This window comes from Chloroflexota bacterium (genome assembly GCA_013152435.1).
GTDB lineage: Bacteria > Chloroflexota > Anaerolineae > DUEN01 > DUEN01 > DUEN01.
In genome coordinates this window covers 39,725-56,439 of the sequence record JAADGJ010000062.1, presented here as the reverse complement: position 1 = coordinate 56,439, position 16,715 = coordinate 39,725, and the positions used below count along the sequence as shown (strand labels likewise).

General features: G+C 67.3%; 12 protein-coding genes. 7 read left to right on the top strand and 5 right to left on the bottom strand.

All coding sequences use genetic code 11. The features are described from left to right. The first annotated feature begins 19 nt into the window (after window positions 1-19). From GXP39_09035 to GXP39_09010, 6 genes are all read left to right on the top strand, one after another. Entirely contained in the window at window positions 20-1,942 is a 1,923-nt protein-coding gene (locus GXP39_09035) for a DUF1957 domain-containing protein (GenBank protein ID NOZ28179.1), read from the top strand. Between the two features lie 338 nt (window positions 1,943-2,280). Beyond that, window positions 2,281-3,501 (top strand): ArsA family ATPase, encoded by a 1,221-nt coding sequence (locus GXP39_09030; protein NOZ28178.1) that lies wholly within the window; start codon window positions 2,281-2,283, stop codon window positions 3,499-3,501. A 15-nt stretch (window positions 3,502-3,516) separates the two neighbouring features. Continuing rightward, complete coding sequence (locus tag GXP39_09025) at window positions 3,517-4,359, top strand: class I SAM-dependent methyltransferase (GenBank protein NOZ28177.1); 843 nt, start codon at window positions 3,517-3,519, stop codon at window positions 4,357-4,359. A 7-nt stretch (window positions 4,360-4,366) separates the two neighbouring features. Further along, the gene (locus tag GXP39_09020; GenBank protein NOZ28176.1) at window positions 4,367-6,766 is read left to right on the top strand and encodes a phospholipid carrier-dependent glycosyltransferase; all 2,400 of its coding nucleotides are present in this window, start codon (window positions 4,367-4,369) and stop codon (window positions 6,764-6,766) included. A gap of 27 nt (window positions 6,767-6,793) precedes the next feature. Continuing rightward, a complete protein-coding gene (locus GXP39_09015; GenBank protein ID NOZ28175.1) occupies window positions 6,794-9,580 on the top strand; it encodes a hypothetical protein in 2,787 nt (928 codons plus the stop codon). Beyond that, window positions 9,577-11,529 (top strand): DUF2723 domain-containing protein, encoded by a 1,953-nt coding sequence (locus GXP39_09010; GenBank protein ID NOZ28174.1) that lies wholly within the window; start codon window positions 9,577-9,579, stop codon window positions 11,527-11,529. The genes GXP39_09015 and GXP39_09010 overlap by 4 nt, the downstream gene beginning before the upstream one ends. Here GXP39_09010 and GXP39_09005 read toward each other — a convergent pair. Further along, on the bottom strand, window positions 11,448-11,957 hold the full coding sequence (locus GXP39_09005) for a hypothetical protein (GenBank protein NOZ28173.1): 510 nt from the start codon (window positions 11,955-11,957) through the stop codon (window positions 11,448-11,450). The genes GXP39_09010 and GXP39_09005 overlap by 82 nt on opposite strands. A 38-nt stretch (window positions 11,958-11,995) precedes the next feature. Here GXP39_09005 and GXP39_09000 point away from each other — a divergent pair, with 38 nt between their 5' ends. Beyond that, window positions 11,996-13,525 (top strand): hypothetical protein, encoded by a 1,530-nt coding sequence (locus tag GXP39_09000; GenBank protein ID NOZ28172.1) that lies wholly within the window; start codon window positions 11,996-11,998, stop codon window positions 13,523-13,525. A 34-nt stretch (window positions 13,526-13,559) separates the two neighbouring features. Here the strand turns inward: GXP39_09000 and thpR are convergent, their stop codons facing one another. The 4 genes from thpR to mvk are packed head-to-tail and all read right to left on the bottom strand — an operon-like array spanning window position 13,560 to window position 16,519. Next, complete coding sequence (thpR, locus tag GXP39_08995) at window positions 13,560-13,934, bottom strand: RNA 2',3'-cyclic phosphodiesterase (protein ID NOZ28171.1); 375 nt, start codon at window positions 13,932-13,934, stop codon at window positions 13,560-13,562. Beyond that, on the bottom strand, window positions 13,913-14,188 hold the full coding sequence (locus GXP39_08990; GenBank protein NOZ28170.1) for a hypothetical protein: 276 nt from the start codon (window positions 14,186-14,188) through the stop codon (window positions 13,913-13,915). Before GXP39_08990 ends, thpR begins: the two co-directional genes overlap by 22 nt. 1 nt (window position 14,189) lies before the next feature. Continuing rightward, window positions 14,190-15,566, bottom strand: a complete 1,377-nt coding sequence (locus tag GXP39_08985; protein NOZ28169.1) for a UbiD family decarboxylase — start codon at window positions 15,564-15,566, stop codon at window positions 14,190-14,192. Further along, window positions 15,563-16,519 carry a mevalonate kinase gene (mvk, locus tag GXP39_08980; protein NOZ28168.1) on the bottom strand — a complete coding sequence of 319 codons (957 nt, stop codon included), beginning with the start codon at window positions 16,517-16,519 and terminating at the stop codon, window positions 15,563-15,565. The genes GXP39_08985 and mvk overlap by 4 nt, the downstream gene beginning before the upstream one ends. Window positions 16,520-16,715: the final 196 nt, after the last annotated feature.

The window sequence follows — 16,715 nt, the reverse complement described above, 5'->3', positions numbered from 1 at the left end:
CACCGGATAAGGGGGAGGTATGGCGGAAGAGATCGGGGCCTTCGTCCTCGTACTGCACAGCCATCTACCATACGTCCGTCGGGCAGGGCGCTGGCCGCACGGCGAGGAGATGGTGCATGAGGCCATGGCGGAGACGTACATCCCGCTTCTGAACGCGCTATACGATCTGGTGGAGGAAGGCGAGCAGCCCCGACTCACCATCGGGCTCACACCGATCCTCCTGGAGCAGATCGCCGATCCAGACGTGTGCGACCACTTCGATGTCTACCTGGACGAACGGATGGCCCTGGTGGAGGCGGACATCCAGCGGTTCAGCCGCCCCGTTCTGGAGGAGTGGCGGGAGGCACACGACGCGGCGCTGGCTCGTCGGCAGGCCGCCCTGGAGCGGAGGCGCCAGGAGCTGCTGGAGGACGCGGCCGAGCGCGGGCTGGACGAGGACGCCGAAGAGGTCCAGAAGGCATTGGCCGAGCTCGAACGGGACCCCTCGCTGCCGCCGCCCCCCATCCCGGTCGATGAAAAAGCGGCCGAGCAAGTCCAGAAGCAACGGGATCACCTGCTCTACCTGGCCAAATGGTATCGAGACTGGTATCAGGGCATCCAGGATTCATTCCGCAAACGCTACGGCCGAGATCTCGCCGGCGCGTTTCGCCGCCTGCAGGAGATGGGCGTGATCGACGTGCTCACCTCCATGGCCACCCACTGCTATACCCCCCTGCTGGAGCGGGACTCCAGCATATACGCCCAACTACACACCGGCGTGGAGACCACGCATCGCCACATGGGGCAGTTCTCGAAGGGGATCTGGCTGCCCGAATGCGGATACCGCCCGGCCTACATCAAAGAGGAGGGAGGGCGGAGTTATGTGAAGCCGGGGATCGAGGAGTTCCTGGCCGATTTTAACATCGGGTACTTCTTCACCGACACCCACGTCATCGAAGGCGGGGCAGTGGTCGGCAAGGCCGCGGGGGACGCCATCGGCCCCTATGGCGCGATCCCCAAGCGCAAGCTCGTCACGCGAGAATACGAGCGGCCGCGCGCCCGGGCCGGCACCACCTTTCGCCCCTACTACGTCCACGGCACGGACGTGGCGGTATTTGGAAGGGACGAACGCACCGGGCTCCAGGTGTGGTCAGCCTCCCACGGCTACCCGGGCGATTTCCTCTACCGCGAGTTCCATCGCAAGGACGACGTCTCCGGCATCCAATACTGGCGCATCACCGGGGCACGGGTCGATCTGGGACAGAAGGAGCTGTACGATCCATACCCGGCCTTTCAGCAGGTGAACCTCCACGCGGATCACTTCGTTAACTTGGTGCGAGACCGACTGGCGGAATACCACGATCGCACCGGCGAGTACGGCGTGATCGTGTCCGCCTACGACGCCGAGCTGTTTGGGCACTGGTGGTTTGAGGGCGTCGCCTGGCTGAAAGAGGTATTGCGCCGCCTCGCCCGTGACCCGCAGGTGGAACTGACCACGGCGCGGGCCTATCTGGAAGCCCATCCGCCGGAGGAGGTCCTGGAGATCCCGGAGAGCTCCTGGGGCAACGGCGGAGGGCACTGGACCTGGCTCAACCCGGACACGGAGTGGATGTGGCCGCTGATCCACGCGGCCGAGCGGATGATGGAAGAGATGGTGGCGCGCTATCCGGATGCCGAGGGAGAGATCGCGGAGGTGCTGAACCAGGCCGGTCGGGAGCTCCTGCTGCTGGAATCCAGCGACTGGCCGTTCCTGATCACCACGGGACAGGCGAGGGAGTACGCGATCAACCGCTTCCAGGGACACCTGGCGCGCTTCAACCACCTGATCAGCATGGCGCGGCGGGGATCCCTCACCGATGAGGACCGCCTGTTCCTGCGGCAAACCGAAGAGCTGGACAACCCCTTCTCTACGCTGGACTATCGGGTGTTCCGGGAGCGAGAACAGATCGATCGTACCCCGTAGCCCGGACATCGAGCCACGGCCGAGGCACGCTCCCCCTGGACGTGGGACGAAGCCCGCGAGAGATGAGGGCGCCGCTTCCGGCCCCGCCGGCGGGCCAACGAAGGTAGATGAGGTCTGGACAGCGTATCCAAGGAAGAGGACACCCTACCGAGATCTGAGAGCGTGTCTGAGAAATGTCGTTGCCTCTGTATGGAGGCCCGGAGGAGCGGAGTTCCTCCGAGAGGGGAGTTCCCCTCCACACCTCCCCCTGTAGAGCTGGTATCTGAAGGTCTCCCTCAGATACCATACCGGTAAATCTTCAGATACGCTTTGAGAGGATGGGATCGGGTTGAGGAAAGATGAGGGATGAGCAGGCTCGCATCATCCTGTACACGGGCAAAGGAGGAGTCGGGAAGACCAGCGTCAGCGCGGCGACCGCGGTGCTCTGCGCCGAGCTAGGGTACCGCACCATCGTGTTAAGTACAGACGCGGCGCACAGCCTGGCGGACAGCTTCGATTGCTCCATCGGGCCGGAGCCGACCCAGATCGCGTCGAACCTATGGGGGCAGGAGATCGACCTCCTGTACCAGATGGAGAAGTATTGGGGCAAGGTCCAGGAGTACCTGGCCGCCGTTTTCGCCTGGCGCGGCATGGACGAACTGCTTGCCGAGGAGACCAGCGTCCTCCCCGGCATGGAGGAGCTGGCCAGCCTCATGCAGATCACCCATCTGAACGATCTGGGCGAGTACGATGTGATCGTCGTGGATTGCGCGCCGACGGGGGCCACGTTGCAACTATTGGCCTTTCCTGAGATGGCGCGCTGGTATCTGGAGAAGATCTTCCCCATCGAGCGCAAAGCGATGCAGGTGGCGCGTCCCCTCCTCAAGGCCGTCACAGATGTCCCTCTGCCCGACGAGGCCGTGTTCGACGCGGCGGCCGAACTCCTCCGACAGCTCGATCGCATGCATGGTCTGCTGAGCAACCCGAAGCGCACCACCGCCCGACTGGTGCTCAACCCTGAGAAGATGGTGATCAAGGAAGCACAACGAGCGTTCACCTACCTGAACCTCTACGGATACGCCACGGACGCCATCATCTGCAACCGCATGATCCCCGACCGGGTCGGGGACAGCTATTTCGCCACGTGGAAGGATATCCAGGAACGCTACCATCGCACGATCGAGGAGACGTTCAGCCCGCTACCCATCTTCGACGTCCCGCTCTTCGATCAGGAGGTGGTGGGCCCCGAGATGTTACGCAAGATGGCGACGGCTATCTTCGGCGACCGGGATCCGGCGCAGGTGTTCTATCGGGGCCGAACGCAGCGGATCACCAAGCGAGGCGATCGATATTACCTGAGCCTGCCGCTGCCCCTGGCCGACCGCTCCCGGATCCATCTGACGAAGACGGCTCACGACGAACTGGTGATCCGCATCGGGAATTGGAAGCGAAACCTGATGCTGCCTCGCGTCCTGGCCGGGCTCGAGGTGGTGGGGGCTCGCTACGATGGCGACCGGCTGGTCGTCACCTTCGCCCCGGAAGACGGCGAAGCGTCGGAACCGGAAGATACCGCCCACTGACGCCGGGGAGTCACCGTGGCCAAACCCGACTGGAAACGCTACCTGACCGACTACGACGAGGGGCTGGGGCTGGTTTACGAGCGCTTCGTCCTCAACGATTTCCTGGACCACCTGCGCAAGCGATTCCACGTCCAGAGCGTCCTGGAGGCGCCCCTGTACGGCATGGCCGGCGTCAGCGGGATCAACAGCGTGGTCCTGGCCCAGGCCGGCTGCGAGGTCACCCTGGTCGACGATGAGCCGGAGCGGCTGGCCGGCGTGCAGCGCATCTGGGATGAGCTGGGGCTGGACGTGGCGCTGGTGGACGTGAGCGAATCCGGCTGGTATCCCCTTCCCTTCGACGATCGCTCCTTCGACCTATGCTGGGAGTGGGCCGGCCTCTGGTATCTGCCCAACCCAGGCGATCTGTTGCGCGAGCTGGTGCGCTGTTCCCGCAAGGTCGTATTCGTGGCCATGCCGAACCGCTGGCAGGTGGGCTACTTCATGCGCAAGTACCTCATCGACCGCGATTTCTTCCGAACGGTGGACGAGCAATGGACGCGCATGGGGTACATCCGTCGGTTGATCGAGGGGGCCGGCGCCCGCGTGGTGGAACAGGGGGTGTTGGACGTCCCGCCCTGGCCTGACACGGTGATGCCCGCCACGGAGGTGCTGCGGCGCCTCGGGATCCGCTCATCGCGACTCAACGCCCGATTTAGCGGCGACAACTGGCAATGGTCCACGATGGCCTACTATTTGGGGAAAGAGCCGGACCTGTACGAACGGGTGATGCGCCACGCGTGGCTTGAACGTGCCCCGCTGCCCTGGTGGGTGAAGGCGATCTGGGCGCACCACCGCTACCTCATCGCCGTTCCAGACTGACATGGACATGAAATCCTTTCTCCGTCGGCGTTGGCCGATCAGCCCACTGTTTCTCCTGATCGTCGTCGCCGTGGCCTTCCGGCTGTGGCGGATCGGGACTATCCCACCCGGCCTCTTCGGCGATGAGGCGGTCGACGGGCTGGACGCGCTCGACGTCCTCGCCGGGCGAGGGCAGGTCTTCTTCCCCGCCAACTACGGGCGCGAGGGCCTGCACATGTTCCTGGTCGCCTTCAGCTTCCTCCTCTTCGGCGTTAACGAGTTCGCCGTGCGTTTCCCCTCCGTCGTCGCCGGGCTGATCACCGTGCCCATGACGTATTGGTTGGGCAAGGAGCTATTGCGCCGCACCCCGTTGGAGGACACCCCCGTGCCGCTGCTGGCCGCCGGGTTCCTGGCCACCAGCTTCTGGCATGTGCACTTCAGCCGCTTCGGGGTGCGGGGCGTGTTCACGCCGCTGATGACCACCATCGGCTTCTGGGCGTTCTGGCGGGGGATCAACCGGCGAGATTGGCGCTGGATGGTGGGATCCGGCGTCGCCATGGGGATCAACCTGTACTTCTACACCGCCTCCCGGCTGGTGCCCTGCTTCCTGGCGCTCTATCTGGCCGTCGAGTGGTGGATCAACGGCCGCCGGGGACGGCCATCCATCCTGCGCCGCTTCCCGGGCGGCATCCTGGCCATGTACGCGGCCGCCACCGTGATCTTCCTCCCCCTGTTCCGCTATTTCATCCAGCACCCCGGCAGCTTCACCTCTCGCGCGGGCGAGGTGTTCGTCGGCAACCCGCACGTCAGCTCCGGCAATCCGATCGTGAAATCGGTATTGGCGCTGTTCGGCAACACGTTGCAGTTCTTCGTGGCGGGGCTGGGGGACCGGGACTGGTTCTACAACCTGCCGGGCCGTCCAGTGTTCGACGTGATCACCGGCGCCCTGGCCATCGTCGGCGTGCTCTATCTGATCCAACAGTGGCGCAGACGGCGGTTCCTCTTCCTCCTCCTGTGGTGGCCCGTCATGATGATCCCCACCTTCCTGGCCGTGGACCGCATTCCCGCGCTGCCGCGAGCATTGGGAGTGCTCCCCGGGCTCTACTTCTTCCCGGCCATCGGAGCCTGGCAGGTGGCGGAGTGGGCGCGGGCCCGGGTAAACCCCAAGGACCGACAGACGGCCTTCGCCGCGGTGCTGGCCGGCGCGCTCATCTTCCATGCCACGCTGAACTGGTGGGGGTACTTCGTGTCGTGGGGACGCTCCGCGGGCGCGTTCGAGGCGTTCGATGGAGATGTGGTCGCCGCGGCGCGTTGGCTAAAGCGCAACCAGCCGGAGCAACTGGCCTACCTCTCGGCCGATATCTACCGCCATCCCTCGTTCATGCTCCTGTACGAGGAGGTGCCGCTGACCGAGTTCTTCGATCGCAGCGATCCGAAGCTGCGATGGTTCGACGCCAGGAAGGCGCTCCTTATGCCGCCGCCCGGCGGGGCGATCTACCTGTTGGGCAACTCGGCCATGCCGGATCGGGAACGGTTACAACGCCTGCTGCCCGTGATGACGCCGCTGGCCGTGGTGAAGAGCCCCAGAGGGGAGCCGGGACTGGAGGTCTACCGCGTCGATCAAGGGGGGCCACCTGCCCGCACCCAGGGATTGCCCGGCCAGGGGCTGCCCCGACTGGTCGGATACGACATCGCCGGCGAGGCGCGGCCCGGCGGCGCGTTGGAGGTGACCCTCTACTGGATGGTGGATGATCCCGGGGATGTGCCCCCCACGGAGGCCCCCTCGGTGCAGCTGGTGGTGGAGGATGCGGAGGGGATACCACGCGGCGTGTGGACGGGGACGCTGCCCTATCGCTACGGGGAGTGGCACGCGGGAGACGTGGTGGCGACCTGGCAACGGGTCACCATCGGCCAGGACGCGCCGTTCGGGCTTTACGCCGTGCGCGTCGGCATGGATTACCCGGGGGTAGCGGAGGTTCGGCTATCGCCGGGCGGCCCCGATCCCGATTTCGAGCTGCCGCGCGTCGTCCCGGCGGAGTTCAGCGAGGGACTGCAACTGCTGGACATCCAGACCCGGCCGGCCATCGGCGACCCAGCCCGGGTGATCATCGACACGGTGTGGCGCTTCAAGCGACTACCGGAGAAGTCGTACACGATGTTCGTGCACCTGATCAACCAGGAGAACGAGCTCGTCACCCAGGCGGACACCATTCCGGTCGCCGGGCTGTTCCCGACGGATGCCTGGCCGCCCGGGGTGCCGGTGCGCGATCAGGTGGAGGTCGCCTTGCCGCCCGGGGCGCCCGCCGGGCGTTACACCATCGCGCTGGGCTGGTACGACTGGCGCACCGGGGAGCGGCTGTCGATCCTGGACGAGGCCGGCCAGCCGCTGACGGATCGCATTGAGCTCTCGGTGACCCTGGCGCCCTAACCCCATGGCGCACGCGAGTGGGAGGATATGATACGCAAGCGATGGCAGTGGCTGATCCCGGCCGCCTTCCTGATCCTGGCTCTTCTCTTGAGCTACCCGTTGCTCCTGCGCTTCGCCACCCACACGCCCGGCAGCGCGACCTGGGCCTTTGACGAGTCCACGTTCCTCTGGAACATCTGGTATTTCAAACACGCCCTCCTGGACCTGCACACCTCCCCCCTGCACACCGACCTCATCTGGTATCCGCTGGGCATTGACCTGATCCTGTACACGTACAACTTCTTCAACGCGCTGATGGCCCTGCCGATGCTGCTGGCGTGGGGAGTGGTGCCCGCCTCCAACGCCACGCTGATCCTGGCGACGACCCTCAGCGGCTATGGAACCTACCTGCTCGTGCGCCAGTTGCTGGCCGATGAGCACCGCCTGCCGTCCGGGACCCTCGGCCACCTGGTCCCGCTGATCGCCGGCCTGATCTACGCCTTCGGATCCAACCGGGCCATCTACGCCGCGCTGGGGCATTACGACATGGTGACCACCCAGTGGATCCCCTTCTACGCCCTGTACCTCATACGCACGCTGCGTCGCCCGGGATGGCGGGATGCATCCCTGGCCGGGTTCTTCCTGGCGTTGGCCGCGCTGGCCGAGATGATCTTCGCCGTCTTCCTGGCGATCCTGACCGTGGTGCTTCTGGGGTTCCGTCTGGCGCAATCCGTGCGCGCCCACAAACAGCCTAAGGACGCGGGACGCGAGATCGCCTCGCTGGCAGCCCGCATGGCCATCGTGGCCGTGGTGGCCGCCCTCATCTGGAGCCCGGCGCTGGTGCCCATCGTGCGTGAATTCGTGAGCGGCGACTACGCGCTGGAGGGATGGGGAGAGGGCCTGAAGCTCAGCACAGATCTGCTGGGGTTCATCACGCCCACCGCCCTCCATCCCCTCTGGGGCGAGGAGTGGCCCCGCGCGCTGCGGGCGGTGGAGGAGGGCACAGCGCGCTTCTCCGACATCAACACCGTGTTCGTCGGATGGGTGACCCTGGCGCTGGCCGTCATCGGGGCTGTGGCCGCCTGGAAGCGGGGCCGTCCCTGGCGCTGGGTGGCGGTCCTCTTCGGGGCGTTCTGCCTGGGACCGCTGCTTCAGATCAACGGCCGATACGAGTTTAGCCTGGACCGCTTGCTGGGGGACCGCGGCGTCACGTTCCCCATGCCCTTCGCGCTCTTACACTATATCCCTTTCGTCAAGGCCAACCGGGCTCCCAACCGCAACAGCGTGATCCTGATGCTGGGGATCGCGGTGCTGGCCGCCTATGCCATCGCGTGGGCCATCCGCAGGCTCTCACCCGGCCATCGACGCGAGGGGATCGCCGGCGCGCTGGCCGGGCTGTTGGCCGCGGCGATCTTGTTCGAGCACGCGGCCGTGCCCCTCCCGCTGACCGACGCCCGCGTGCCTCCGATCTACGAGCAGATCGCCAACGAGCCGGGGGACTTCGCCCTCCTACAACTGCCGCTGGGGTGGCGCAACTCCTTCGGCGTCCTCGGATCGGAGCGAACGCAGGTGCAGTTCTACCAGACGGTGCACGGGAAGCCCATGCTGGGCGGAAACATCAGCCGTGCCCCTGAGTTCAAGATGGCGTATTTCCGCCGCCTGCCGCTGTTCCAGGCCATCACGGAAACGGAGTTCGGGCGGCCAGTCCCGCCGGAGGTGGACGCGGCCGCGCGCGCCCAGGCGGCCGATCTCATGTATCTTTACGACGTGCGCTACCTCATCGTCCTGCCGCCCATCCCCGGCCGGTTCCCCTACGCGGACACCTACGCGGCCGTCCGAGACTACACGCTGGAGCTGCTGCCGGTCGACCGCCAGCCGTTCTACGATCGCGATGGCGTGCAGGCCTACCGGGTTTATCAGCCGGAAGGGCGCCCGGACTTCGAGCTGGACCTCGGGGTCGAGGGATCGGCCCCCTATCGCGGCGAGGGCTGGCACGACGACGAGCAGATCTTCGGGGTCACGGCCAACTGGGCGGGGGCACGACGGGCGCGCCTGTTCCTGCCGATACGCCTGACATCGCCGGCGCCCCCCTACCGGCTCTCCCTGCGCGTCCATCCCTTCGCCTACCCCGATGCCCCTCCTCAACACATGCGGGTGCTGCTCAACGGCCGGCCGGTGGGGGATCGGATCACACTGGCCGCCGACTGGGAGACCTACGAGGTCCAGGTCCCAGCGGGGATCGTGCGGAGTGGACTCAACCGGATCGCCCTGGAGTTCGCCTGGGCGGCCCGCCCTCGCGATGTGCTCCCGGCCGACGCGCGCATCGGGCAGACGGGCGTGGAAACGCCGGTGGACATCGAGATCAACGCATCGGCCGATTTCGCCTACATCACGCTGGAGGACGACGCGGGCGAGCGGGTGGACGCCTCGGCCGGACGACGCGGGTACAACGTGGCCGTGGTGGATCCCCGCGACGGTCGCCTGTTGGAGAAGCGAGGGTTCGACACCGCCGCCAACATCTACGAGGCCGAGCGGCTGGCGCAGTTCCTGCAGGACGTGCCAGACGGCATGCTGGTAGTCGTGGCCACGCGAGGTCCGGCCATCGATCACCTGACGGACCAGGCATGGGCCGCGCTGCAGACCATCGGCGCGGGGCAGGATCCCAGGATGGTGCCGGGCGCCTCCCACGCGCTGATCGGTGTGAAGGGGGCGCCGCCCGGGAGCGCCGCGGAGGTCGTCCGATCCGGCGGGGCCTATCTCCGCATCGGGCGCAACCCGGACCGCCGGGCGCTGGCGGCCGCCGTGGACTGGGTGAGGTTGGAGCCGACGCCATGAGCCGGAGGGTGGATCGCTGGCTGGCGGCGGGATGCGGCCTGTCCGCCGGCATCCTCTACCTGCGCACGCTGGCCCCGGGGCTCCTCTTCGGCGATCCGGCCGAGTTCCAGGTCGCGGCGTGGATCGCGGGGCTGGCACACCCCACGGGATACCCTCTATACCTCCTGCTGGGCTGGCTGTGGAGCCACCTGCTTGTCCTGGGCACGCCCCCCTGGCGCATGAACCTCCTATCGGCCGCCTGGGGCGGGACGGCCGTGGGCATCGGCTACCTCGTCGCCCTGGGGATGATCAGCCGCGTGTCGCCCCGGCTACCCCTTTCGGCGCGACGATTGGCCGCCGCGAGCGCGACGCTGGCATTCGCGGCCAATCCCACCTTCTGGTCCCAGGCCGTCATCGCCGAGGTGTACACGCTGCACGCGCTCTTGCTGGCCTGCGCGCTGTGGCTGATCGTGCGGGAGGATGAAGGCCAACGAGCCCCGGTGCTCCTGGCCTGGGTCGTCGGGCTCGGCCTGGCCCACCACCGCACGACGATCCTCTGGCTGCCTGGATTGCTGGCGTGGGCCTGGCTGAAGCGTCCCGCCGTGGATCGTGGCACGGTGGGGAGGATGCTGGCCGGTCTGATCCTGCCCCAACTGCTCTACCTGTACATCCCGTTGCGGGCGCCGGCCACGCCGTACCTGTGGGTCCCGCTCGGCCCCGGCGAGACGCTCCCCCTGTACGATCGCTCGTTGGACGGCTTCCTGGCGTTCGTGACGGGACGCGTCTTCGCCGGGGAGCTGCTGACGCCCGCGGCGGCCTGGGGACAGATCCCCGCCGCCCTCTCCCTCATATCCCAAAACCTGAGCGAGATAGGTCTGGCCCTGGCCATCATCGGGCTGGCCTGGATGATCGAGCGGAGAAGCTGGGACCTCCTGGCGCCCACCGGCCTCATGCTCCTGGCGCAGGTGGGCTTCAACCTGTTCTACGGCATCGGCGACGTGTACGTCCTGTACGTGCCGGTCTATCTCATCGCAGCCCTATGGGCCGGCGTGGGGCTCTCCGCGCTGGCGACGCTGGCGATTCGATGGAGACGGGCGCTGGCGCTCGCGATCGCGGCCGCGGGACTCCTGTTGCCGATCTTCCTCATGGTGACCTTTTTCCCGCGCGTGGACCGGAGCGCCGATCGAGAGGCCCGAACGTTCTGGGAGAACATCCTGAGCGAGCCGCTGCCCCAGCAGGCGATCCTGGTCAGCAACGATCGCGATGAGATGGTGCCGCTGATCTACCTCCAGCAGGTGGAACATCGACGGCCGGATCTCACCGGGCTCTTCCCCCTGATGGTGATGCGACCGGGATGGCTCAACGTGGGCCAGGTGACGGCGTCCGCCCTGGACACGGGGCGTCCGGTCTTCCTGGTCAAGCCGATGCCGGGGCTGGACGTGCGCTTCGATTTACGGCCCGTGGGAGCCGTCGTGCAGGTCGAGGGGAGCGTGACCAGGCCGCCCGGTGAGCCATTGGGCGTCGTGGGGGACGCCCTTATCCTGCTGGCCGTGGCAACCGACACGCCCGATCCGCAGCCGGGGCAGCCGCTAGAGCTGACGCTCTACTGGGAGCCGAAGAGGTCCCTGGAACGGGACTACACGTCCTTTGTGCACTTGCTGGCGGGAAATGGGGAGAAGATCGGACAGCACGACGCCCCCCCCGGCGGGATGTACTACCCCACGTCGCTGTGGCAGCCCGGCGAGGTGCTGCGCGACCGCCACTCAATCCCCCTGCCGGATACCCTCCCGCCCGGCCCGTACAGCCTTCGCATCGGGCTTTACGCCGGGCCGGATCTGGTCCCGTTGGGAGATCCGCTGGTCCTGCCGTGGAGCGCGGTGACGATCGATCACCGGCTCGTCCGGTCGTCCGGGTCCAGTATGGCATCCAGCCGGGCGCGCATCTGTTCCCAGTGCGTGCCCGCCCAGTAGACCCGATCGCATTGCGGACAATAGTGGAACTGATGCTGCGTCTCCCACACGTAGAGGGGGACCCGACCGCGGGCGTCCTCCCGGCTCAGGGAAACGAGCTCGTGATTGCAGACCAGGCAGCGCGTGCCGATGCGCTCCCGACCGATCCCCAGCTGCCCGACCACCTGCCGGAGCTGGGCCGTCAACTCCATGCTGGCGACCAGCAACACGGCCACGCCGCGTCGCCGCGCGAGGGCGGTATCCCGCGTCAGGATGGTGCGTCCCTCGGCGCGAGCGCGCCGCACCAGCTCCATATCGGTCGCGTCGTTGGGAGCCAGCACGGCATCGCAGCCCAGCAGGCGGAGCCAGCGCGCCAGCCTGCCCAGCATGGCATCGACCAACAGGCGCGGCGCCTCGTCTTTTGTGTGTTCCCCGGGATTCTGATACAATTCACTCACCTTGCAAGGGGGCGTTTACATTGCATACCATGAGCAAGCGCCAACTCGCACGAGCGACAGCCGGCGTCCTCGCGCTGATCCTGCTCTCTTACGGCGTCGCCGCCGCCGGCGATGCCTCCCAATCCACCACGAACGGGAGCTTCCCCTGGACGTTGATCGCCGGAAGCCTCTCCTGGCTCGTCCCCATCGGCTTCGTCCTGATCGCGGCCGGTGGGATGGAACCCTCCTTATCCCGCCAGGCCGCGCTCACCGGGCTGTCCGCCGTGGGCCTGGCCACTTTAGGATACTGGGCCATCGGCTTCGGGATCCAGTTCGGCGGCGTTGGATTGGTCCACGATCTGCCGGGGCTGGAGGGCCTGGTGTGGGAGTGGTCCGCATTGGGGCCGGATTGGGGCCCCGGCTGGGGCATGGTGGGCCTGAGCGGATGGGGACTGCTGCACGAGGCGGCGACCCCGGCCGCATACGCGCTGTTCTTCGCACAACTCCCCTGGGTCACGACGGCGGTGCTCATCCCGCTGCTCAGCCTGCGAGGCCGATCTCCCACCTTCGCCTCGGCGATCGGCGGGCTGCTGATCGGCGCATTGCTTTACCCGCTGGTCGGTAATTGGATCTGGGGCGGCGGGTGGCTGGCCAATCTGGGCAACAATCTGGGCCTGGGGCACGGCCTGGTCGACTTCGGCGGCGCCGCCGGCGTGCACTTGCTCGGCGCTACCGTGGCCGTGGCCGGCATCCTGATCTTCTGCACGCGTCGCCCGCCACACTCGGATCAAGAGCCCATCGAGCTCCCCCCCGTGCATCTCCCGCTGCTATCCGCCCTGGGGGCGATCCTGCTCATCGTGGGAGGGTTGGGATGGAGCTACGGGAATCCCCTGCTGGATCCGTCATCCGTCCAGCCCATTCGCGGCGCCCTCAACGGCCTGCTGGCCGCCACCGGCGGCGTCCTGGCCCCCATGGCCTACACCTGGTTCGTGGCCGGCCGACATGACCCACTGATGTCCGCCCGAGGCGTGGCCGCCGGGGCGATCGCCGCGCTGGCAGCGGGCCCCTTCATGCCGCCCTGGGCCGCCCTGCTCATCGGGACGATCGCTGGCCTGCTGGTACCGCTGGCAACGTACATCATCGATCACGTCCTGCGCCTGGACGATCCCACCGCCGTCATCAGCACCCACGGGATCGGGGCCGTCCTAAGCCTGCTGGCGGTGGGCCTGTTCGCCGATGGAACGGCAGGCGTTGGCTGGAACAGGATCGGCATTGAGCAGTACCAGGGCGTCGTCGGGCAGGGGGTCACCGGCCTGCTCGCCGCGGCCCGGATGCAACCGGACTGGCCCGGCCAGATGGAGGCCCAGATCGTGGGCCTGGCCGCGGTCGCCCTCATCGCCTTCCTGGCGGCCTCGGTCTGGTACGGCCTCATCGCGATGCTGGCCCGCATCTGGGAGGGCACGACCGCATCAGTCCCGGAACCCTTACCGGCGGACGAGCCGCTGTTCGAGCCCTCAGAGGCTCAACAGGCCGAGGCAGCCGATCCCCGTTTCTACGAGCAAGATTCCTCCATCGCGTGAGGGCGATCCGGAGCGCCGCCTCATTCCGTAGCTGTCATCCCCCGCCCAGAGCGGCCGCGAACAACCGGGTATATACGGCGCCGGTCGGGCGCAGATCGCTGCGCATGAAGCTGACATGGGTCACGTGAACGGTCGCGATCTGTTCCACCTCCAGAGACTCCACGGCCGCGCCGATGGCCGCCCGCTCCCGTGAGGAGACCCGGCGATTCACCCGCCCCAGGGTGAGGTGCGGGCGGAAGGGCCGTTTCTCCGTCGGCCAGCCCAGCGGCGCGACGTGCGCCTCGACGGCCTCCTGCAGCCGGGTCAACGCCCCTCCATGATCCCGCACCGCCACCCAGATCACATTGGGGCGCCGAAAGTTGGGAAAACAACCGCGCCCCTCGATCGTCAGATCCAGAGGCGCGCGCACGCCTCCCGCAGGGCCTCCTCGATCTCCGAGAGTCGCGATCTCGGCGTATCGCCCAAGAACTTCAACGTCAGATGGATGCTGGCCGGATTCACCCACCGAACGCTTCCCTTCGGAACCCGAGACTTCAGCTCCTCCTGAATCGCACCCAAAGCGATCGCCACGGTCTCGTCCAGCTCGATGGCGATGAAGGTCCGCAGGATGTCCGGCGAGGAATTCCCCGGAGACGATGATCGAGATGCGTGTCGTGTGCTCATGCTATCCTCGCTCGCGAGATGGCTTCGCCCCTCCCTGCTCCTCCAGGTAAGGGGTGAGATCGACGTGCGGGATCGGGACGCGTTGGAACGCGGCCGGGTCGCTGGGCCCCTGGGGTGAGTCCCACGGGATCGTGCAATCCAGCCCCATCTTGGCCGAGCGAGATTTCTCCCCGGGCACGTGGGTGGCCGACGGATCCAGCGAGCTGGACGGCTGATCCCGCCAGATCAGCAGATCCCGATCCGCCTGGAACCGGGTCGCCATGGCCCACTCCACGTCGTTGGGATCGAAGAGGTCCACATCCTCATCCACGACCCACACGTGCTTGAGCGAGCCATGCCCCCGAAAGGCGGCCTCGGCCGCGCGCCGTCCATCCTCGGGGTGGCGCTTTCGGATCTGCACCACAGCGTGCAGCCAGGAGGCCCCGCCGGGCGTGACGTACACGTTGAGACACTGGCACACCTGGTTGACGGCGGCGAAGATGGTCGGCTCCCGCGGCATCCCCATCAGCAACCGATGCTCCAGCCGCCCTGGGAGCAGCGCCTGGTAAATGGGGTCCCGGCGATGCGTGATACAATCGATCTCGATCACCGGCTGCTGACGGACGATATCCCAGGTGCCGGTCAGATCCATGAAAGGCCCCTCGGCAGCCGTCTGTCGGGTGATCCGGCCCTCCAGGACGATCTCCGCGGCGGCGGGCACGTGCAGGGGAACCGTGCGACAGGCCACCAGCGGGGTGGGCGCCAGCGCCTGGGCGATGTGCATCTCGTCCACCTCAGGCGGCGGGGACATGGCCGCGGCCAGCAGGATATGAGGCGGGAGCCCGATGCAGATCGCCACCGGCAGATCCCCCTCGGCTTTGCGCAGCGCCGTATCGGTCCCGCGCTGCTCGATGATCCGCGCCACGAGACGACGCCGATCCAGCCTCAGCAGCCGGTGATAGGACGCGTTCGGGCCGGTATCCGGGTCGTTCACGATCGCCACGGCGGCCGTCGCGTAGGGGCCGGCATCTCCCTCCCAATGGGTGAGGAACGGGATACGCTCCAGATCGACGTCCTCCTCGACCACCTCCTGACAGGGCGCGTCCTGTAACACAGGCGGCCTTCGCGGGGAGGAGAGGGCGTCGGCCAGGCGGAAGGAGACCTCCTCCGGCCTACAGCCCAACGCCATGGCGAAATACCGTCGATCAGAGCAGATCCCGGCGGCCACGCGATACGCATAGCCGGGCACATCGGTGAAGAGCACCGGGCGGCCGTCCAGGGCGAGGATCACCCGGGCCATCTCCAGGTGAGGGCTCACCGAGCGTCGAATGGTGATCAGATGGCCCGCGGCCTCCGCGTCGGCCAGGAACGAGCGCAGGGTCGGGAAAGGTTCGCTCATGTCGCCTCCGAGCCCACCTCGGTCGTGATGGTGCGCACGGCGCCGGCGGCGCGCAGGGCATCGGCCACCGAGATCGCCCGTTCGGGTGGGACCAGCGCGATCATGTTGCCGCCACGTCCCGCCCCCGCCAGCTTGGCACCGGCCGCGCCGTGCTCCCGGGCTGCCGAGACCAGCCGGTCCAGCTCGGGAGAGCTCACTCCCATCTCACACAGCAGCGCGTGATTCTCGTCCATCAGCGTCCCCAGAACCTCCACGCGGCCAGCCTCGATCGCCTCGCGGGCCCGTTCCACCAGCGCCGCCACCCCATCAAACAGGGACTCCAGGCGAGCGCGATCCGCCTCCCAGGCCCGGCGCACATGCGCAACCGCTTCCCGGGTGGAGCTGGGCACGCCCGTATCCCCGATGACCAGCCAGAAGGGTTGGGCGATCCGAAGCAACTGAGGGGATCGCCCGCGCACGAAGTACACCGGGCGCCCATAGCAGACCACGGTGTTGTCCACCCCGGATGGGGAGCCATGGTGCAGCCTCTCGATCTGGTACACGAGATCGGAGAGGACGGGCAGTGCCAGATCACGCCCTGCCGCGTCGGCCAGGGCCCGGGCGATCGCGGCGGATACGGCGGTCCCGCTCCCCATGCCGGCCGCGATCGGGATCGTGGAACGCACCGTCACGACCCAATCCGGGGGAGGCGTCACCCCCAACGCGTCCAGCGTCACCCGCACGATGGCGGCCAGAGGCTCATCCGCCGGGGCGGCCGCCAGCGAGATGGTGCGTCCCAGGTCCGGGGCATGGATGGAGAGCCCCGACCCGGGCTCCCCCGAGGCGACGGTTGCCTCCGCCCGAACGCGGGTCACCGGCACGGCGATGGCCGGGCGGCCATACACCACCGCATGTTCGCCGAACAGGATCACCTTGCCGGGAGCGTGGCCGCTCCCCAGGATGGCAGATCCCATGACCTCTCGCCCCTATGGAAGGTTACCACACAGCGCAGTATAGCACCTCCGTGACCTCCCGACAACATGACAACGCCCAGGGTAGTGTATCCAAAATAGTGAAAGTCCCGCGAGACGACCCACGACGCTCATCGCAAGCCCTCAGGGGAAGGGCGAAGGGACCTTCCTCGCCCGGGCTCGCATACCCGCCTCGAGT